16 protein-coding genes are annotated in these 18858 nt (G+C 59.9%); 6 read left to right on the top strand and 10 right to left on the bottom strand.

Annotation, left to right across the window (positions count from 1 at the left end; translation table 11 throughout):
* Positions 1-249: 249 nt before the first annotated feature.
* The gene (locus Enr8_RS16595) at positions 250-1089 is read left to right on the top strand and encodes a hypothetical protein (RefSeq protein ID WP_146433593.1); all 840 of its coding nucleotides are present in this window, start codon (positions 250-252) and stop codon (positions 1087-1089) included.
* Positions 1090-1176: 87 nt separating this feature from the next.
* Complete coding sequence (locus Enr8_RS16600) at positions 1177-1740, top strand: PSP1 C-terminal domain-containing protein (RefSeq protein ID WP_146433595.1); 564 nt, start codon at positions 1177-1179, stop codon at positions 1738-1740.
* A 219-nt stretch (positions 1741-1959) separates the two neighbouring features.
* Here the strand turns inward: Enr8_RS16600 and Enr8_RS16605 are convergent, their stop codons facing one another.
* Entirely contained in the window at positions 1960-2481 is a 522-nt protein-coding gene (locus Enr8_RS16605) for a gamma carbonic anhydrase family protein (protein WP_146433597.1), read from the bottom strand.
* A 4-nt stretch (positions 2482-2485) separates the two neighbouring features.
* The gene (locus tag Enr8_RS26230; protein ID WP_246120126.1) at positions 2486-2806 is read right to left on the bottom strand and encodes a hypothetical protein; all 321 of its coding nucleotides are present in this window, start codon (positions 2804-2806) and stop codon (positions 2486-2488) included.
* A gap of 146 nt (positions 2807-2952) precedes the next feature.
* On the opposite strand from Enr8_RS26230, the gene Enr8_RS16615 reads away from it, so the two are divergent.
* Positions 2953-5253, top strand: coding sequence for a DUF11 domain-containing protein (locus Enr8_RS16615; protein ID WP_146433599.1), 2301 nt, complete (start codon positions 2953-2955; stop codon positions 5251-5253).
* Between the two features lie 949 nt (positions 5254-6202).
* On the opposite strand, the gene Enr8_RS16620 is transcribed toward Enr8_RS16615, so the two are convergent.
* Positions 6203-7375 carry a ribonuclease D gene (locus tag Enr8_RS16620; RefSeq protein WP_146433601.1) on the bottom strand — a complete coding sequence of 391 codons (1173 nt, stop codon included), beginning with the start codon at positions 7373-7375 and terminating at the stop codon, positions 6203-6205.
* 117 nt (positions 7376-7492) lie between these two features.
* Entirely contained in the window at positions 7493-9112 is a 1620-nt protein-coding gene (locus Enr8_RS16625) for a sodium:proton antiporter (protein WP_146433603.1), read from the bottom strand.
* Between the two features lie 714 nt (positions 9113-9826).
* Here Enr8_RS16625 and Enr8_RS16635 point away from each other — a divergent pair.
* The 3 genes from Enr8_RS16635 (at position 9827) to Enr8_RS16645 (ending at position 11333) form a co-directional block, all read left to right on the top strand.
* Positions 9827-10567 (top strand): (5-formylfuran-3-yl)methyl phosphate synthase, encoded by a 741-nt coding sequence (locus Enr8_RS16635; RefSeq protein WP_146433607.1) that lies wholly within the window; start codon positions 9827-9829, stop codon positions 10565-10567.
* Positions 10568-10731: 164 nt separating this feature from the next.
* Entirely contained in the window at positions 10732-10950 is a 219-nt protein-coding gene (locus Enr8_RS16640) for a hypothetical protein (RefSeq protein ID WP_246120127.1), read from the top strand.
* A 77-nt stretch (positions 10951-11027) separates the two neighbouring features.
* The gene (locus Enr8_RS16645) at positions 11028-11333 is read left to right on the top strand and encodes a polyhydroxyalkanoic acid system family protein (protein WP_146433609.1); all 306 of its coding nucleotides are present in this window, start codon (positions 11028-11030) and stop codon (positions 11331-11333) included.
* A 69-nt stretch (positions 11334-11402) separates the two neighbouring features.
* On the opposite strand, the gene Enr8_RS16650 is transcribed toward Enr8_RS16645, so the two are convergent.
* The 6 genes from Enr8_RS16650 to Enr8_RS16675 all read right to left on the bottom strand — a co-directional run bounded on the left by Enr8_RS16650 (position 11403) and on the right by Enr8_RS16675 (position 18778).
* Positions 11403-11915 carry a response regulator gene (locus tag Enr8_RS16650; RefSeq protein WP_146433611.1) on the bottom strand — a complete coding sequence of 171 codons (513 nt, stop codon included), beginning with the start codon at positions 11913-11915 and terminating at the stop codon, positions 11403-11405.
* A 32-nt stretch (positions 11916-11947) separates the two neighbouring features.
* Positions 11948-12418, bottom strand: coding sequence for a chemotaxis protein CheD (locus tag Enr8_RS16655; protein WP_146433613.1), 471 nt, complete (start codon positions 12416-12418; stop codon positions 11948-11950).
* Between the two features lie 48 nt (positions 12419-12466).
* Positions 12467-13084 (bottom strand): chemotaxis protein, encoded by a 618-nt coding sequence (locus Enr8_RS16660; protein ID WP_146433615.1) that lies wholly within the window; start codon positions 13082-13084, stop codon positions 12467-12469.
* Positions 13085-13099: 15 nt separating this feature from the next.
* Positions 13100-16069, bottom strand: coding sequence for a chemotaxis protein CheA (locus Enr8_RS16665; RefSeq protein WP_146433617.1), 2970 nt, complete (start codon positions 16067-16069; stop codon positions 13100-13102).
* On the bottom strand, positions 16070-16951 hold the full coding sequence (locus Enr8_RS16670) for a CheR family methyltransferase (RefSeq protein WP_146433619.1): 882 nt from the start codon (positions 16949-16951) through the stop codon (positions 16070-16072). It abuts the gene before it with no gap.
* Between the two features lie 102 nt (positions 16952-17053).
* Entirely contained in the window at positions 17054-18778 is a 1725-nt protein-coding gene (locus Enr8_RS16675) for a methyl-accepting chemotaxis protein (RefSeq protein ID WP_246120129.1), read from the bottom strand.
* Between the last annotated feature and the right edge of the window lie 80 nt (positions 18779-18858).

Below are 18858 nucleotides of genomic sequence, written 5' to 3' on the forward strand. Positions count from 1 at the left end.
AATCAGTCTCTTCGCCCAAAGTAGGTGTTTTAATCGCCCCGTATTGTAAAACGAAGCGGCAGACGAGGGTAGGTCGGCCAAGGCGGCTCTCGCCATTTCTCCTGGTCTTCCCAAACTGGCGCACAGCGACACCAAATCGCTCGATTTCAGCAAGATGCTGAAGTCGAGCGACTTTCGCAGCCGAAATACCCATCAAACCCCAACTTGGGGGCCAGTTCGCCGCAAAGTTCCGTGGAGGGGGAAGCCACGATGCAAATTGACGCCACAACGGCTGCCGCAGCGCCAACCGCCGCCAAGCCCGCCTCTGCCAACGAGCAGTTACAGAGCCTGTTCAGCGAGATCCTGGAGCAAACTGGGCGATCAGGCTACGCATCGGCCGACGAATATGTCTCGGAAGAAACGCTGCAAGACGATGTCCGCAGCAGCTGGGATAACTGGTTCAGCGGCGGCAAAGCGGCCAGCTACGCCGCCGACTACAATCCGGCCGAATTGCGGCAGGACTACGGCGATCTGCTGGTCCGGGCAATCGACGAAGGGGGCTACGAAGATCCCAAGGCGTTTCTGAAGAGCCTGACCCAAAGCGAACTGCAGACCGTTCAGCATGTGCAGCGTCTGGCCCGACCGATCCGCGTCGACAGCCTGAACGAAGAGGGCGCTCTTAATCTGCTGATTCCGCCGCCGGCTCAGGTCGATCTCAATTTCGACGGGCTCACCCAGACCGGCAAGGCGCTCGGCATCCGCTTTCCCGACAGTCGCACGCCGCAGGAAGTTGCCGACGCGTGGGAGGAAGCGACCGCCGATCTGTCTCCGCAAGAGAAGATACACTACGAGCTGCAGATGAAGCTGCCGGTGCTGTTCGCCAATATCGTGATCGACGAGAACGGCCAGTTCGTCCGTCAGCGCGAGCCGGGCGACGTCGACTGGGTCAATCCGCTCGCTAGCGGCGATTATTACTATGTCGACGCCACACAGCAGCAACTCGACTATCTCGAAGCGTATCAGCACGAAATGTCGCAGCAGCAGTACGAGCAAGGAACGCAATTCTGGTCGACGTTCCAGCAACTGCTCGAGCTGCACGGGGCGCGGTAGCGATCCTAGCAGCCCCGCCTCTCCGCTTGGCGAATCGGCTTTCGCAGGTCAAAATTGGGGAGTGTCTCTCCAACTGCAAGGCTTCGCATGATTTCGACGATTCACCGCACCCATCTTGTCCGCGTCGGCGCCGTCGGCCAGATCGGCCGCTTCGTTTCGGTCGACGCGGTCGCCTACCAGCGCGGCATGCGCGTGGTCTGTCGCACCTCGCGCGGCTTGGAAGTGGGAGAAATTCTCAGCCCGGCGACCGATGTCGGCCAAGACACCGACGGCTCGATCTTGCGCGGCATGACTCCGCAAGACGAAATGCTGCTAGAGCGGCTGGAGAAAAACAAGCAGGAAGCGATGACGGCCTGCGTTTCGCAACTGTCGGATCGCCAGCTCGACGCGGTCTTGATCGATGTCGAGCAACTCTTCGACGGGCAATCGCTCTTCTTTTACTTCCTGGGAGACGTCTCGCCGGAAGTGGAACAGCTGACCGAGCGTCTGGCCGAAACGTATGACGCCAAGGTCCGCATCCGCGAGTTCGCCAAATTGCTCGACGAAGGCTGCGGCCCCGGTTGCGGCGCCGAAGATGGACCGGGGTGCGGCAGCAGTTGCTCCAGCTGCTCACTAGTTGGCGCCTGTGCGCCGAAGAAGACGAAAGGGTAGGGGACGGCGGCGTCTCTTTTCCTTGGTTAGCCGCGATAGCTCAGCTATCGGGGCGGCGCAGCCGCAGGAGGCGTCAATTAGCGGTCAGAAGAAGCAATCGCTGAACAACGCCAACTAGGATCGAAGCAGCCGACGAGAGACTCCGCAGCGGCTTGATGCCTCTTGCCGACTTCGTCGGCCCCGATAGCGGAGCTATCGCGGCTAACCCGGTGATTGATCTCACCCTTCGTACGCTTCCAAATACTGCGCAACCGCCAGACGATAGTGCTCCGCCGCATGCCGGATTCGGGCGAGATCCTCCTCAGTCGTTTGCCGCACCACCTTGCCTGGCACGCCCATCACCACGCTGCGTGGCGGGATGACCGTATTCTCCGTCACCAACGCCCCGGCGGCGATCAGCGATGCAGCGCCGATCTTGGCGCCGTTCAGCAGGATGGCGCCCATGCCGATCAACACGTCTTCTTCCACCATGGCGCCATGCACAATCGCCCGGTGTCCTACCGACACGCGATCGGCGAGCACGCAAGGAAAACCAGGATCCGCATGCAGCACCGCGCCGTCCTGCACATTGCAAGAGGCGCCGATCTCGATCCGCTCGTTATCGCCGCGCACCACCGCCGAGTAGAGAACGATCGACTCTTCCCCCAGCGTGACGTTGCCGATCACCGTCGCCGTTGGTGCGATCCAAGATGTCGCCGCCACCAGGTGGTCATGAAACGCAAGATCGAGCCGCCGCGTCATCGCTCTATTCTCCCAACTGCCCCAGCGTCATCAGCAGCTCTGACATTTCGCTAGCAGCGTGGGCGTCGCCTTGGCGGTTCGCTTCTTCAATCCCTTCCCGCAGCCAAGTCCGGGCTTCGTTTGCACGATCCGCTTCGGCCAGCATCTGCCCCGCCATAAAGAAGGCCGGCACATAGGGGGGCGTTTGCTTGACCAGCAGCTTGAAGCGATCGAGCGCCTCTTCGTAGGCGCCTTCCTTGCGATACTCCATCGCCAGCCCGTACAGCAGAAAGGCGTCGTTGGGGTCATCCGCTAGCAACGCTTCGATTTGTTCTCGTCTCGACATCCTGCGATTCTCTCCCTAATGGCGTTACAGCCGTCAAAGTTTTTCTATTTTCCGCTACCGGCAAATTGCATTAAACCGTCGGCATCGGCATGACCGATACGACACTCTGAGACCACCAAATTTCGTCCCCCAGTTGGGTTTCAGCAATGCTCCGAAAAGCCATTCTTCTCTCGGTCACCGCCAGCGTCCTCGTGGCCGGCAGCATTTACTATCTTACCAGCGATCAAGCCGCTGCGAACGATAGCACCGCCGCAGAGCCCGGCCGAATTGCGAATCACTTGCCGACCGCCGTCCACGCGATCGCGCTGGACGACGGTCATTCCCACGGCGAAATTCGCCTGACCGGGGCGGAAGAAGAGATTCCGCTGAAGAAGTTTGAGCCGGGTCGCGCTTTGCCGATTCGTCGGCCGATTGATTATGCGGTCACCGACCAGCCCGCTCCGACCACGCAGCTAACCGCCGCCGAAGAGGCCGAAAAGCCATCGAGACGCCGCCGTGATCTGGCCGCTCCGGGTGGGGCCTCCAGCGCCGCGGGTCTGCCGCCGGCCCTGCGAGCCGCGTTGTCGGCGATGGAAAATGGCGATACCCCGGGCGCGGCTGCTCCCCAACAACTTGACCAGCCGGCCGAACCGGCCACGCCGCAACCGTCGTCGCGCCGCTTCAATCCGGCCGCCTCGCAAGAGACCGCTCCGGCGGCGACTCCGCCTGCCGCGACCATGCCGCCAGCAAGCGGCGGCAGCCGTTTTTCGCCTGCCGCTCCGGCCCCGATCTCGCGTTGGAATGGCGGCGATGAACCAGGCCATCCGGCTCCCATGCAAGAGGCTCCGGCTCAGCCGGCCCCCACTGAACAAGATCCCGCTCCGATGCGGTTTAACAGCGGCAGCGATCAGTCGGCTGCCGCTCGGCCTAATCCGACCGATGGTTCGCTGCTGACAGTCGCGTCGCCGACAGTCGCCGTTCAGACGATTGGCCCCAAGGCGATGGTCGTTGGCAAGCCGGCGGTCTTCCAGGTCGTCGCCAAGAACCTGGGCAAGGTCGACGCTCGCGAACTGGCGATCAAGATCCAAACCCCGCATGGCGTCGAACTGGTCAACCAACGAGCCGCCATGGGTACCGCCCAAGCCAACACGATGGGCGGCGCCGCCAATTTCATCATCTGGCAAATTCCGGTACTGCCCGCCGGCGGCGAAGGAACCTTGAACCTAGAGCTGGCGACTCGCAACAACCGCGGGTTTGACCTGGGAGTCGACGTCGCCTTCTCGGCGGCCAGCGCCGCCACCACGGTCAACGTGCTCGAACCGAAACTGAACATGGCGATTCAAGGCCCCAGCGAAGTGCTGTACGGCGAAACGCAAATCTATAGCATCGTGATCACCAACCCCGGCAGCGGCACCGCCGAAAACGTTGGCATCACCTTGATGCCGCTGAAAGCCGGCCAAGCCCCGACCACCTTTAACCAGATCGGCAGCATTCAGCCGGGCGGCAAGAAGGTGATCGAAGTCGAATTCGCCGCTCGCCAAGCGGGCCAATTGAAGATCTCGGCCGAAGCGTTCGCCGAGGGGGGCCTGCGGGCTCAAGCGTCGGAAGGAGTCACCGTCCGTCGCGCCAATCTGCAGTTGGTCGCCCACGGCCCTCCGGTCAAATACGCGGCGACGTCCGCTTCGTACCTGTTTAACCTGACCAACAACGGCAACGCCCAAGCGGCCGGCGTCGTCGCCGAAGCGACCTTGCCGACCGGCGCCAAGTTTGAATCGTGCTCCGATGGCGGCAAGTACGATCCGGTTGGCAACAAGGTGGTCTGGAACATCGGCGCCCTCGAAGCCCAAGCGGTTCGCCCCCTGAAGCTCGACTGCACGCTAATGGTTGGCGGCAACAACACGATCCTGGCCAGCTGCAAGTCGACCGACGGCCTGCTCGCTTCGCAAAACGTGACCACGATGGTCGAATCGGTCGCTGACCTGAAACTGTATGTGAATGATCCGAAGGGTCCGGCCCCGGTCGGCGAAGAGGTGACCTACGAGTTCCGTCTCGACAACCGCGGCACCAAGGAGGCCGAAGGAATCGAGGTCACCGTTCAGTTCTCGCAAGGAATCGAACCGACCCAGGTCTCCGGCGGCCAGGCGACCATCGACGCCGGGCAGGTCATCTTCAGCCCGATTCAGTCGCTCGGTCCTGACAAGAACCTGATCCTGAAGGTTTCGGCCAAGGCCCTGACGGCCGGCAGCCACAGCTTCCGGGCCGAAGTTCGCTGCCGCGAACCGGTCACCAAGCTGGCCAGTGAAGAAACGACCCGCTTCTATGGCGAAGGGGTCCTGTCGCGCTCGACGCCGCAGATGCAACCGTCGACTCCGCTGAACAGCGGCAAGACGCCGCTCCGCGAAGCCCAACGTCCGGCCCCGGCCGAAGGAACGCCGCTGTCGCCGACGCCGTACAGCCGCTTCCGCTAAGCCAAGCGGAGAGGTTTGGATTCACGAAAGCCTGTCGCCCAGCGACAGGCTTTTTTTGTGCGCAACCTACGGCCCCATCGTAGCCCGCGTGCGCAAGCCGAGGGAATGCGGCCGGCGATCTCTATCTGCCTGTTGAAAAATGCCCTCGTGGCATTTTCCAACCTCGCCAAGCTCAGAGCATCGCTCTTCGCGGCTCGCAAAATAATGACTTCCGTCACTATTTTGGGATCGCATCCCTGCGATCCAGTAGTCCGTTGAGAAAATCAACGGACTGCTATCGGGCCGATCCGCCCAGCGAAAACTTGCTTGACAAAGCGCACGGAATTTTGGTCGATTGCGGTCGCCGAAAAAACTCTCCGCGGTAGGGTGCGTCGAGACGCACCGAGACCCTGCCGTTGCGGCCGACGCGACGATCGCGTGGCAACGGTGCAAGAGATTGCGTTCCCACGCGAGACAAGAACCGCCGCCGTGGCAGGTTCGCGGTGCGTCCCGACGCACCCTACGAAAGAAAAAACGTCGCGATCCAGTCCAGTACGGTTCAAAAAATTGAAACGGTCCGGTCCAGTTAATCGCACTCGCCAAACGGCATGAGCCAGATTGGTTGTAAATCGCCCCTGTGGGGCTGAAGAAAAAAACGTCGCCGTCCAGTCCACTAGAGCGGTTTTCTTCAATCTTTAACGTTCTGGCTGGTTGCGGCCGCGCTGGTCGGCGTTGACCAGCTTGCCTCACCAACGCCAGAAACGCTACAGCTATCAGAAAAACGCTCTAGTTCGACCGGCGCGAAAAAAGTGAAACAGTCCAGTCCGGTTCCATCATCGCGCGGAATCGCTTCGGCGCTAAGAGTTTGCGTTGCCACCCCAGCCCCAAACCGCCGCTGTGGCAGGTTCGTGGTGCGTCCAGACGCACCCTACGGAAGAAAAAAGTGAAACAGTCCGGTCCAGTCACCCAACTACGGGCGATCGAACGACAACGGCTCAACCGCGCGGGGGTCGCCGACACGGACGACCAGCGAGCCGTCGAGCAGCTCTTCGATCGTTTTGCCGATCACTTCGGCTCGCCAACCTTGGGCGAGCGACGGGTTTTCGGGAGCGCCGTCCAGGTGGTAGGCGACCAGGTCGCGAACGTCCTGGACCGTGCAGGCCAGGCTGGGGGCGACTTTCGCTTCGCGGCAGATGCTGCCCAAGGCAGCTGAGAGGAACTGCCCGAGGACGACGTACTGTTTCCCCTGATTCCAGTTGGGACGGGACGAGGGGCAATCGGCTTCGTCCAGATCGAGCGCGATCTGGATCGCGGCGGCGATTTCGTCGAAGTGGCGGTTCAGGTCGCTCCGCTGCATCCCGCGGATTGCCCGGATTTGTTTGACGTTGGCCGACTTCCGTTTTGACAGTTCGGCGATCAAGTCGTCGCGTAAGATCCGCCGAGCCGGGATGTTGGCGACCGACGCCTTTTTATCGCGCCATTTCCACAATTCACGCACCACGGCCAGAGACCGGCGGTTGAGACTGCCGGTTCCCGAGACATTTCGCCAGCGGGAACGCTGGGTCGATTCAACCAGCGCATCTTGCCATGATTGCATCTCCTCCTTCATCCAGTCGACCCGATCGAGCCGCCCCAGCTCTTTCTCAAGCTCCTTGGCAGCCGGGCCGAGGTAGGCGACGTCGTTCAGCGCGTATTCGATCTGGCGGGAACTTAGCGGGCGGATGCGCCAATCGGTGCGGGTTTCTCCCTTGGGAAGCTTTTCGTCGAGCAGCCGCAGGATCAAATTACCGAACGAGGCGGGATATTCCATCCCGATCAGGCCGCCGGCGATCTGCGTGTCGAACAGATTGGCAGGGGGTTTACCCGTAGCGCGATAGCAAAAGAGGAACTCTTCGCGGCCCGAATGGACGACCGAAACTTGGTCTCCATCGGCGATCAGGTTCCAAAAGACGTTCATGTCGTCGACCCGCTTCGGATCAACGATCGCCAATATGTCGCCGGCCGCGATCTGAACCAGGCACAAATCGGGCAGATAGACGTCTTCCGAAACGAATTCGGTATCCCAGAAGATGTGCGACTCGGAGCGGAGACGGTCGCACAAAGCGACGAGCTGAGATTGCGTTTCGACGTATTCGTAGTTCACGGTTGCATCAGTACGCTAGAGCGAAAGTTAAGGCTTTGCTCGATCGTACTAAGTCGTAGGCCGCACGCCTAGCGGCGATTGGGCGGCTAGGCGTGATCGCCGCGAAAGGAATTGGATTTACCAGAGGAAGACGAGCGACATCACGATCATGACCGGCAGCAAGATCGGCAAGCTGTAAAAGAGAACGTAACCGAAAAAGCTGGGCATGCGGACGCCGGACTCTTCGGCGATGGCTCGGACCATAAAGTTCGGCCCGTTGCCGATGTAGGTCATGGCCCCCATGAACACGGCGCCCAAGCTGATCGCCATCAATTTCATGGTGGCGCCAACGTGCTCGGGATCGTGCAGCATTTGAGCGAGACTTTGGCCCGCATATTGGGCGTCGGCCGTCTTGTAGAAGACGAGGTAAGTCGGGGCGTTATCGAGCACCGCCGACAAACCGCCGGTAATCCAGAAGAACTTGGTCGGCGTGTCGATGCCGAGATTCGGACCATGCAGGTTAAGCAGTTCCAGAGCCGGCTGCATGCAGATGAAGATGCCGACGAACAGCGCCGCGACTTCGACGATCGCATGGTAATTGAACTTGTTCTCGGTACGAACCGCCTTCGAGCCGAGCCACAGACTCATGCCGACCAGGGCCAACTGGACCACCTCACGTAGGTAGACGTAAGGATGCCAACTGGTTCCCGGCAGCGGCTTTTGCGGATCGAGCAGGGCGACCGACAGGATCACGCCGACCAGCAGCAGGGCGTTCGGCATCAGGCCGCGGATTCGCAGCGGAGTCGTCTCGGTTTCGTCCCGGGCGATGTCGGTCTTCGTTTCCTTTGGATAGTAGTAGAGCTTGTCGACCAGGAAGTACATGGCGATCAAGATCCCGTTGACCATCAGCCAAGGCATCCACAGCGTCCACATCGTCCACAGGAAGTCAACCCCTTGCAGGTAGCCCAGGAACAGCGGCGGATCGCCAATCGGCAACAACAGGCCGCCGCAATTGCAGACGACGAAGATAAAGAAGACGACCGTGTGTTGAACGTACTTTCGCTCTTTATTGGTTTCGATCAGCGGGCGAACCAACAACATCGCGGCGCCGGTGGTGCCGATAAAGCTGGCCAGCAAACCGCCCACCAGCAAGAAGATGGCGTTGGTCGAGGGATGGGCCGCCATATCGCCTTCGATTCGAATCCCGCCCGAGATGACGTAGAGCGAAAAGAGGAGGACGATAAACGGAATGTATTCTTTGAGAATCGCGTGATCGACGCGGGTCAAGGCGGCGCCAAATCCCGCTTCGACATAGAGGATCATGTAATACAGCAACGTCACCGCGGCCAGAACGACGGCGACCAGGAAGCGATTCGAGTTGCTTTCCCACCAGTGAGCCGTAAAGCCGAGCAGCGGGAAGACGGCGATCGCCCCCAACAGAGCGACGAACGGAATCACCGCGTACATGTGAGGGGCGGGATGATCATGCCCATGACCTTCGGCGACATGTCCATCGCCGTGCGCCGCTTCATGTCCCGCTTCGGCATGGACCGCCTCGGCGTGCGCTTCGGCGGCGACATGGGTGACGACCGGTTGCGTCCACCCAGCCAAAGTAGCCGCAACAAAGGCGACCAAAATTGCGCCGATAGCAAGGAGTACGGGTCGATCGGAACCGCCCTCATGGTGGTGATCGTGCGACATGGACGTTCCAGAGATAGCTGCTTCGCTGTGGTCGGAATTGATGATCGCGTCTGGCATGACTCTACTTCCGAGGTTTCGGACATGCGCGCCAAAGCGTTTGGCTCACATGTTCTGCGGGTGGGATGCGTCAAAAGATTTTGTCGAAATCTACAAAACCGACTTGACGCCTGTTCCGGCAAACGTAGGTCACGTGCGATGACAGACAAGCTACCACGAGGCCAATTTGCCGCCAAGGCGGCATTAAGAAGGTCTAATGTTGTTGGCGTTGGGCCGCATCTCTTCTATCATCGAACGCTCGCGCCCGATTACAGCTGCGATAATCGTGCGCACCCCCACTTTTCGGCCAGAATGAACAGCCCAACTCTTCCGACAACCTGGCGTGCGGCAAAATGCCGCTTTGACGAAGCCGCCCCCTCGTTTTCCGCGGTTTTCGCCACTGGCCTTGGATTGACCGCGCCGCCGCGCGACCCGATTGCGACGGGCATAGCGATCGAATCAGCCGCCGCGCTAATCGTTGCAACTGTCGCCGCGTTTCGCGTCTGGCAAGCGCCGCGGATCTGCTACGACCCTATCCATCTTCTGGTGCGGTTTCCCGACACATCGCTAGAGTGCGCACTTCTGCCGGCAGTGAAGCGCCGGTTTATTGGCGTCGCAAAATCAGCGAGGTGCGCCCGCTGCGCAACGCTTGCTGGATCGTCGCGACGATCGCATGTCGCCGGAAGCGTGACGCAGATTGATTAACGCGAAGCGGACACAACAAGGAACGCATTGATGACGCAACTTCTCGTCTCCGTACGATCGGCCGCCGAGGCACGCGCAGCGCTCGCCGGCGGCGCCGACTTGATCGATGTGAAGGAGCCGACGCTCGGCTCACTGGGCGCGGCCAAGCCGCAAGTGTGGCGGGAAGTGATCGACCAGATTGACGGGCAGCTTTCGGTCAGCGTCGCGCTTGGCGAGATCAGCGACCGGGGATCTCGTTTTGACGCCGATTCCTTTCGGGGGGCGAGCATGGTGAAGTTCGGCCTCGCGAACATGGCCGATGTGGCGAACTGGCGAACGATCGCTACCGCCCGGTACCAGCAGGTCCCACCGGAGTGCGTGCGCGTCGCCGTCTACTATGTCGATCAATCGCGGGCCAATTGTCCCCCGCTAAACGAAGTATTGCGTTGGAGCCGCGAAATCTCGGCGACAGCCGTTTTGCTAGACACTTACGTCAAAGATGGCCAATCGTTATTTGACTTTGTATCGGCCCGCGAATTGGCGCAGACGATTGCGGCGATTCATGCCGGCGATCAACTTGCCGCCTGCGGCGGCTCGCTGGCCGAGGCGCACTTCTCGGCGGCAATCGAAGCGGGCGCCGATGTGTTGGCGGTGCGCGGCGCAGCGTGTGCAGGATCACGCACCGGCGAGGTTCGAGAGGAGCGCGTCGCCGCGCTAAGGCGCAGCTTGAATTCATTCGAGAGCGAAGCAACAACGCGGTTCACAAGTGGGAATGCGTCACGTTTTGCTTGACTTTTACGAGTCGCGGCTTGATACTGTCCGTTCCGATTTGGCGGCTAGGGCGGAGCACGTCGAATGGGATTCGCCCCAAGCGAACTTGCGATTCGATTTTGTCGACGCACGATGGCTGCAGGCCACCCCACTCCAGTTCCATAGATACCGTAGGAGACTCTATCGTGCCAAGCTCCGTACTTGAAGCGATCAAGATGGGCATCTGGGATTACGAACCGACCGATAAGACCTCGGGCGACTTCGAATCAACCAACGCGTTGCCTGGCACTTCGGAGAAACTCAACATTCTGGCCGCACGCTTAGAAAAAGGGCTTCCCCTCTGGCACCCTAGCGATCGGCGAACTTTCGATGATAATGAAGCGGCCCGCTCTTTTTTGGTTTAGCGCTGTGGATTGGCGTTAAAATAGCTCGGGCTCCGGAAACCATTCTTAGCGTCGTCTGATCGGCGCGGAGTCATCGAATGCCAGGATTTCACGTCGAAAAGCCCCACTCGCTTGGTCAAGACGCCGCCATCGAGCGCGTGCAGATGGTGCTTGAAAAGATGAGAGGCCGGTTTGAAGGCCAGGTCAAAGACATGCAGCAGACGTGGGACGAGCACGTCATGAGCTTCTCCTTCCGCACGATGGGCGTCGACATCGCCGGAACGATGGAAGTGCTGGAAGAGCTGGTCGTCGTCAAGGGAAGCCTTCCCTTCGCCGCGATGCTGTTCAAAGGTCGGATCGAGAAATCGATCGGCGAAGAGCTCGAGAAGATCGTCCGCAGCTAGAAACCGCTAGCGCAAAAACGCACCGCCATAATTCATGACGGTGCGTCGATTACGTTTTCGTCGCAGGCATTACGTGCCGGCCAGTGATCCGTTCGGCTTCGATCCGCGAACGTCGTTCCATTGCTCGACAACGCGAAGCACGTCGCGACATTCGACGCAGCTGCACGGTTGATCGATCGGGCAGGGGAGCCCCTGGTCTTTCTCACAACGAAGCAGGAACGCCTGCAGAGCCGGCATGACGGCGCTGTCTTCAGCGCAACGGCTCGACGGCTTGATGATGAAGTCGGTGGCGCCTTTTCGCAGCGCGTCCTTCAGCACCGAGGTCTGATCGATGGCGCTGACCATCAAGATCCGGGCGTCGGGGAACTCGGCACGAATGTTTTCTAGCGCGTAGATGCCGTCATACTCGGGCATGACGATATCGAGCGTCATCGCATCGGGACGCAACTCGCGGTACGCTTCGACGGCGGCGCGGCCATTGTCCGCTTCGCCGACTACTTCCCAGCCAGTTGCGGATGCCGTTTCTTTAATCATTTCTCGGATGATCATGGCGTCGTCAGTAACAAGTAGTCGCTTCGACATAATATTCGGTCCTACGCTCGGAAATCGGCTGCTTAGATGATCGTGGAGTTCACGCCGTTGATGACGATTTCCATCTGCGACGTGTAAGGGGAGAAAAAAACTTTACGTCCTTTGGTTCCGCCAACATCCTCAGAGATCAGAGGAACCTTCTTTTCTTTCAGCTGGCGACGAACCTCTTCTGCGTTTCGATCGCCGATGTTCATTTGGTTGTTGCCAAACATACAGGCGCCTCCGGTAATTTTAGCTCGCAATTGTTGCGGGTTCGCGCCTTGATTGCGAAGTTCCTGCAGCATTGCCGGAATTGCCGTGTCGGCAAATCGCCCAGGCGACCCGGGACGTCCGCCCGAGAGCGGCAAAACGACGTGCGCGAAAGCTGCGATCTTTCGCTGTGGATCGTAGATCACTACGCCAATGCAGGATCCCAAGATCGAGGCGAGTATCTCGTCGTTACGTGCGAGCTGAATCTGCCCAAGCCCGACGTTTAGTTGTTCTGCTGTAGTCATGCGATTCGCCGATTCCTGCCAAGTCCGCTTCCGCTGGATGAGTTACGTTTAAGCGTCGATATGCAACGCGTCTTCCATCATTTGCCGCATCTGACTGTTCGGAACGAAAAACACATTCCAGTTCAATTCTTGGTCGCCGCGGGTAAACCGCGTGCGACAGATCATGACCTTGTCCTCCAGCGCCGCTTGCTCCATCAGCGCCTGTTCGAGAACGCTGGCTCCGTAATCTTGAAGGAAGTAGGGAGGCGACGGCACCAGGTCGACCGACATCAGGCGGGTCAGGGCGTTCAAGTACGCGCAACCCAGGATGTTGCCGGTCTCGCACAACGCCGACCGCTCTAGCGGCGTCCAATCGCCCGTTTGTCGCTGCTTCGAGCAAAGCAACGAGGCGGCCAGATCGCGGCCGTTCTCTTCGTCGAAACAGAGGATCATCGATCCGCCGATTTCGCCATTGAGCGTCAGCACGACCATCGTCAACATGTCGAGGCCGAAGTCGTACTCGGTCGACACCGCTTCGAGCGGAATCTCGCGCACTTCGTCCAGCGACATCGTGATCAGGCCGTTGGTCCATCGGCACATCGCGGCCGAGGCTTCATGCGTCGCAGCGCTGAGAATCTGATGCAAGATCTCCAGGTGCACGCCGTGTTCGTGTGTATTGTCCGACATCTGCTTCTGCTTCCCCTATTTCGCGCCAACTGGCGAGTTGCGACGGTGCGAGGCCGCCTCGATCATGGCCGAAGGATCCAAAATCAATGCCACGCGTCCATCGCCTCGAATACAGGCTCCAGACAGGCCTACGACGTTTTCGTAGTTCTCCGCCATTGACTTCACAACGATATCTTCTTCTCCAAGCAAGACGTCGACCGCCAACCCCAATTCGCGGCCTTCCTGCCCGACAACGACGATGGTTGCATCGGCTGTGCCGATCATACCGGCTTCCGGCTCTGGTTCGCCTGTAAACAGTTCGTGCAGTCGAACCACCGAGATGACCCGGCCTCGAATCGAAGCCGTTTGCACCCCTTGAACCGTCCGGAAGTCGTCCCGGGGGACGCGGACGATTTCGCTGATCGCTTCGATCGGCAGAGCGAACGTTTCGCCGTTGATGCGGGTCATCAAGCTGGGCAAAATCGCCATCGTCAGCGGCAGCTTGATGGTGAAGGTCGCTCCATGGCCAGGCGTACTCTCGACTTCGACGACGCCGTTGACGTTCTCGATCTTCGAGCGGACGATATCCATCCCCATCCCGCGACCCGAGATTTCAGTCACTTTCTCGGCAGTGCTGAAGCCCGGCTCCCAGATCAACTGCAGGATCTGCTGGTTGGTCAGCTTTTCGGCCTCGGCCAGGTCGACGATTCCCTTGTCGATCGCTTTCCGCAAGATCAACTCGGGGTCGAGTCCCTTACCGTCGTCGGTCACTTGAATGATGATGCTGTTGCCGCGATGGAACGCGTCGAGGCGAACCAGTCCTTGCGGCGACTTGCCGGCCGCTTTGCGCACCTCGGGCGATTCGATGCCATGATCGGCCGAGTTGCGAACCATGTGGATCAATGGATCTCCCAACTCGTCGATCATTCGCTTGTCCAGTTCCGTCTTTTCGCCGGAAATGTCGAGCCGAATGTCTTTGCCGTTGCTGCGAGAGACGTCGCGAACAACCCGCTTGAAACGACCGAACAGCGGCCCGATCGGGACCATCCTGGTATCCATCACGCATTTTTGAATGCCGTCAGAGACCCGCTCCAACTGATGAACCGCTTCGTGAAGTTCATTCGAGCGACTCCGCACCGTCTGGAATCGTGAGGTCTCACGCGCGATCGAGTCGAGATCGGCATGCAACATCCGAATATGCGATTTGATCGCGTTCCATTCGCTTTGCCCTTTGCCGGAGGTCGGGTCGAGGCTGTCGATCATCTGCACCAACTTACCGCTCAGCCCGCAGGCGTTCGACATCTTGTGCTGCGACGACTTGTGGGGAAGCGATTCTCGCAACCCATCGGTCAACTGCGAAAACCGAGCACGATTGATCACCAACTGCCCGGCAAGATTCATTAGTTGATCAAGCCGTTCGATATCAACGCGGAGCGTCTCGGCCGGTTTGGCCATCGGCTCGTTCGATTTCGATCGTGACGACGATTCGGCCGACGTCTTGCTCGACGCCGGTCGTGGAGTGGAAACCGGCGGTTTGGCAGGCGCCGCGGCGGGCGTCGGCTTTTCCGGCGTTACTGTCGCCGTCGGAGTAGGCGCTGGTTGTTCGATCTTCGTTTCGACCGGAGCCGCAGGCGGCGGCACATCGCTCGGCAACGCAGGTTCCGCGGCCCCATTGCGTTCGAGGATATTCGCCGAGACGACGCCCGAGACGTCAACCAAGGAATAGAGCGACTCCGACGATTCGCTGGTCGTCAATTCGATCGCCAGCTTGTCGAGCCGATCTAGGCTATCCAATTCTTCGTAGGCAGGTTCGCTACGATGGATCTGACCAACGCGTCCAACCTTCTCTAGCAGCAGCTGCGCTTTGAGGGTCGAGAGGGGCAAATTTTGGTCAAAGACCAGTTCGATGCGGACTCCGCCTTCAACGTCACTGCCGGCATCGGCCTGCGCGACGGCGTCCGACGGGGAAACTTCGACCGCCTCGGCGGCTGGTTCCGCGGGCGAAGCGGCCGGTTGAATACCACGCCAGGCCATCAACAGCTCGACCGTGCGGTCTTCGAAGCTGTCGGTCTTGTCGGCGCCTTCTTTGAGTTGTTGCACGTAAACGCGCAGACCGTCGACGCAAGGCAGGAACGCATCGGCCAGGTCGGCGCTGACGACGCCGCCGGTATCCCGCAGTTCCTGCAAGATGTCTTCCATCACATGCGCCAGTCGCGCGGGACGATTCAGGCCGATCGACGCCGCCGAACCCTTGATGCGATGCGAGGTGACCAGCAACGTCTTGGTCGCTTCCTCCTCAAGATCGCTGTCCGACTCCACCAGGATGTCGCTCAATTCGTCAAGGGCCATTTCGGTTTCGTCAATAAAGATCGAAACGTACTTGGCCGGCACTTCGCCTTCGTCGGTAGCGCCAGAGAACAATGCGGCGACTTCCGCCTGGATCTGGGCCACTTGTGCGGCTGTGTCGACGACCGGTTCCGCTTCTACCGGAGTTTCTTCCATGGCAACCTCGTCGCATGTCGCTTCCCAAACCGCCTGGGCGTCGGCCTGGCTGGTTTGTTCGCGTACCGAGCCTGTTTGCTGCAGCACCTCTTTGATCTGTTCAATCATCTCTTCGCACGGAATGTCGTCGGAAGACGTCTCCCGCAGATGTCCGAGCATGTCGCCCAGCAAGTCGACCGAGCGAAAGACGACCTCGACGACATGCGCCGTCACCTGCAGTTCGTCCCGTCGGGCTGCGTCGAAGATGTTCTCGACGTTGTGGGTCAAGCAGTTGATGTTGGGCAAGCCCAGCATCGCCGACAGCCCTTTGACGCTATGGGCCGAACGAAACATATCGTTCACCAGATCGGCGTCTAGAACCGCCCCCTCATCTTCGGCGGCGGCCTTGGCCCACTCGTCCAGCTCTAGCAAATTGTCATTGAGTCGATCGATCAACTGCGACGATTCGTCAAGGAAGTCGCTCAGCAGATTGTCGAAGAACTCGTCCTGCCCCGGCGCGGACATCTAGACACCCGCCTTTCCGCTCGGCGAACCCGCCGAATTCGTGTAGCGATGCAACCAAGGGCGAATGCGTTCGTAACCGCTCAGCAGTTCGCTCACCCCCTCGGCGGCCCCCAGCACCAGCATCGAACCTGGCGACATGACGCGTTTGATGTTTTCGATGACGCGGGTCTTCGATTCGGTATTGAAGTAAATCAACACGTTCTTCAGGAAGACGACGTCAAAAGGTCGCTCCCGCAGCGGATCCAGCAGATTGTGCTGTCGGAACGACATGGTCTTGCGGACCGGCGGTTTCGGCGTCCAAAACGGTTCGCCCTTCACGTCGTCGAAGTAACGCTTCTTCAACGCATCGGGAACCAATCGCATCGAACGTTCGTTGAATTTCGCGGCGGTCGCCTCGCGGACGGCGCCGACGCCGATATCGGTGCCAATGACCTTGACGTCCCAACCCGCTTGCGACGCGAACCCTTCGGCGGCACAACAAGCGATAGTGCAAGCTTCGTCGCCGGTGCTGCACGCGGCCGACCAGACGCGGAGCGATTTCTGGCGTTTCCCTTGTCGAGCTTCGGAGACAAGCTGCGGCAGGTATTCGCTGCGAAACCAGTTCCAGTTGCTATCGTCGCGGAAGAGGTAGGTCTCGTGGGTCGTCACCTCTTGCAGAAAGTGATCCCACTCGTCGTCGGTCACCGGCAACGAAACCAACTTCTTGTAGTAATCCTCGAAGTTCGCGATGCCCGTCACTTTCAGGCGACGTCGCACGCGATTGGAGAGCAACTGCTTTTTTTGGGGCGAGATCTCGACGCCGGCGACGTCGTAGATCAGCTTGGCGTAACGCTTCAATTGGGCGTCGGTCACCAGTTCGTGCCCAGGTCGTGCTGCAGTCATTGTTGTCGCTTTCTTCGTCATCCTGACGCCCCAGATTGGGGCGTCCTGTCCTAGTCGCAGCTCCTCTCAACCGATTTGAGAGGAGCGGTATCGCGCGCCTCGTTACTCCGTACGGAACCGGGAAACCAGGTCACGCAACGTTTCGGCCTGGGCGCCCAGCTCTTCGCTGCTGGAGGCCATTTCTTCCGACGACGCGGCGTTCTGCTCGGTCACGTGCGAAATCGACTGGATGGCGTTGGCGACTTCGTTGGCGCTCTGTGCCTGCTCGACGGTCGCCGTGGCGATCTCGGCGATCTTCGCGGCGGTCGATTCGACCCCGTGAATGATCTTCTCGAGCGAGGCGCCCGCTTGTTCGCTCAACTTGGCGCCATCCTGGACGCGTTGGGTCGATTCTTTGATCAACGAGGAAATCTCTTTGGCCGCTTCGCTGGAGCGTTCGGCCAGCTTGCGAACTTCGTCGGCGACGACCGCGAAACCAAGGCCATGTTCGCCGGCACGAGCCGCTTCGATCGCCGCGTTGAGGGCGAGCAGGTTGGTCTGGCTGGCAATTTCCGAAATGACCTGAATGATTTCGCTGATCTGCTCCGAGGAGTTCTTGATCAGGTCCATCGCTTCGACCGACTTCTGAACGGCGGAGCCGCCATCTTCGGCCATGCGGCTGGTGTCGACGGCGACCTTGTTGGCTTCGCCGGCGTTGTCTTTGACCGCTTCGATCGATCGCGTCAGCTCTTCGATCGAGGCGCTCATCTGTTCGACCGACGCACTTTGCGTCTGAGCGCCTTGAGCCATTTGCTGCGAGCTTTCGGCGATCAGGCCGGCGCCTTCGGCAAACTGGTTGCCGCTTTCGATCACGCGGCCGATGACGTCACGCAGGTCGACGACCATTTTCTTCAAGCCGGCGGCCAAGGTGCCGATCGCGTCGGAGCCTTCGACCGTTACATCGCGGGTCAGATCCCCCTTGGCGGCCGCTTCGACCACGACCAACAGCGATTCGACCTTCTGTCGCACGAACTCTTGCTCTTCCCGCTCCCGTTCCAGGCGTTCCTTCTCGGCCTTCTCGGCGTTGACGCGGTCGGTGACCAGTTCCCATGAGACCATCGGGCCCATGTACTCGCCGTTTTCGTCGTAGATGGCGGCCGCTTCCAGAGCGAACCATTGACCGCGAAGCTCAAACGTGGTGCTGTGCGGCAGGTTGTTGGGATCGGCCAGCAACTGACGCTGCTTGCTCGGGTTGGCGTGGAAGACGTCGTACGACGAGCCGACGATCTTGTCGACCGGAATCGGCAGGATCGAGGCGATCGAACGCAACGTCTTTTCCGACGCCGGATTGACGTAGGTGATAATGCCATCGCGATTGGCCAGAATCAGGTTGATCGGAGCGTTCTCGATCATCGCCGTCTTTTCGGCCGCCGACTGCGCCAGACGACGCTTCTCGGTGATCACTTCCCAGGTCACCATCGGACCAAGGTACTCGCCAGCGTCGTCGAAGGTCGGGCTGACCAACAGGTCGGCGAATTGATCGCCAATCTGAATGGTGGCGCGATGCGGCAGATTGCTCGGATTGGCGAGCATCCGACGCTGCATCGCCGGGTCTTTGTGGAAGATGTCGATCGACTGGCCGACGATCTGTTCCGGCTCGATCGGCAGGAACTTGCGCAGTTGCTTCAGCGTGTTGATGCTGGCGGCGTTCGCATAGGTGATGACCAGGTCGCGGTCGGCGACCAGGATGTTGATCGGAGAGTTGTCGCTCATCGCCTTGGCGAGCGAGAGTTCGCGTTTTAGAGCTTCGCCCGCAGTGGGCTTGGTGCGTGAGTTGGTGGCTGCCATCGCAATAACTTTCTCGATTCCAGAGGTTGGATTGCTTACGTGGATGAAAATTTGGCGGGTAGGCGGACCGAGATCGAGCG

Source organism: Blastopirellula retiformator (genome assembly GCF_007859755.1).
GTDB lineage: Bacteria > Planctomycetota > Planctomycetia > Pirellulales > Pirellulaceae > Blastopirellula > Blastopirellula retiformator.

Coding starts and splice junctions, on each gene's coding strand:
- Enr8_RS16595 (WP_146433593.1), top strand. CDS start 250: ATGCAAATTGACGCCACAACGGCTGCCGCAGCGCCAACCGCCGCCAAG.
- Enr8_RS16600 (WP_146433595.1), top strand. CDS start 1,177: ATGATTTCGACGATTCACCGCACCCATCTTGTCCGCGTCGGCGCCGTC.
- Enr8_RS16605 (WP_146433597.1), bottom strand. CDS start 2,481: ATGACGCGGCGGCTCGATCTTGCGTTTCATGACCACCTGGTGGCGGCG.
- Enr8_RS26230 (WP_246120126.1), bottom strand. CDS start 2,806: ATGTCGAGACGAGAACAAATCGAAGCGTTGCTAGCGGATGACCCCAAC.
- Enr8_RS16615 (WP_146433599.1), top strand. CDS start 2,953: ATGCTCCGAAAAGCCATTCTTCTCTCGGTCACCGCCAGCGTCCTCGTG.
- Enr8_RS16625 (WP_146433603.1), bottom strand. CDS start 9,112: ATGCCAGACGCGATCATCAATTCCGACCACAGCGAAGCAGCTATCTCT.
- Enr8_RS16635 (WP_146433607.1), top strand. CDS start 9,827: ATGACGCAACTTCTCGTCTCCGTACGATCGGCCGCCGAGGCACGCGCA.
- Enr8_RS16645 (WP_146433609.1), top strand. CDS start 11,028: ATGCCAGGATTTCACGTCGAAAAGCCCCACTCGCTTGGTCAAGACGCC.
- Enr8_RS16650 (WP_146433611.1), bottom strand. CDS start 11,915: ATGTCGAAGCGACTACTTGTTACTGACGACGCCATGATCATCCGAGAA.
- Enr8_RS16655 (WP_146433613.1), bottom strand. CDS start 12,418: ATGACTACAGCAGAACAACTAAACGTCGGGCTTGGGCAGATTCAGCTC.
- Enr8_RS16660 (WP_146433615.1), bottom strand. CDS start 13,084: ATGTCGGACAATACACACGAACACGGCGTGCACCTGGAGATCTTGCAT.
- Enr8_RS16665 (WP_146433617.1), bottom strand. CDS start 16,069: ATGTCCGCGCCGGGGCAGGACGAGTTCTTCGACAATCTGCTGAGCGAC.
- Enr8_RS16670 (WP_146433619.1), bottom strand. CDS start 16,951: ATGACTGCAGCACGACCTGGGCACGAACTGGTGACCGACGCCCAATTG.
- Enr8_RS16675 (WP_246120129.1), bottom strand. CDS start 18,778: ATGGCAGCCACCAACTCACGCACCAAGCCCACTGCGGGCGAAGCTCTA.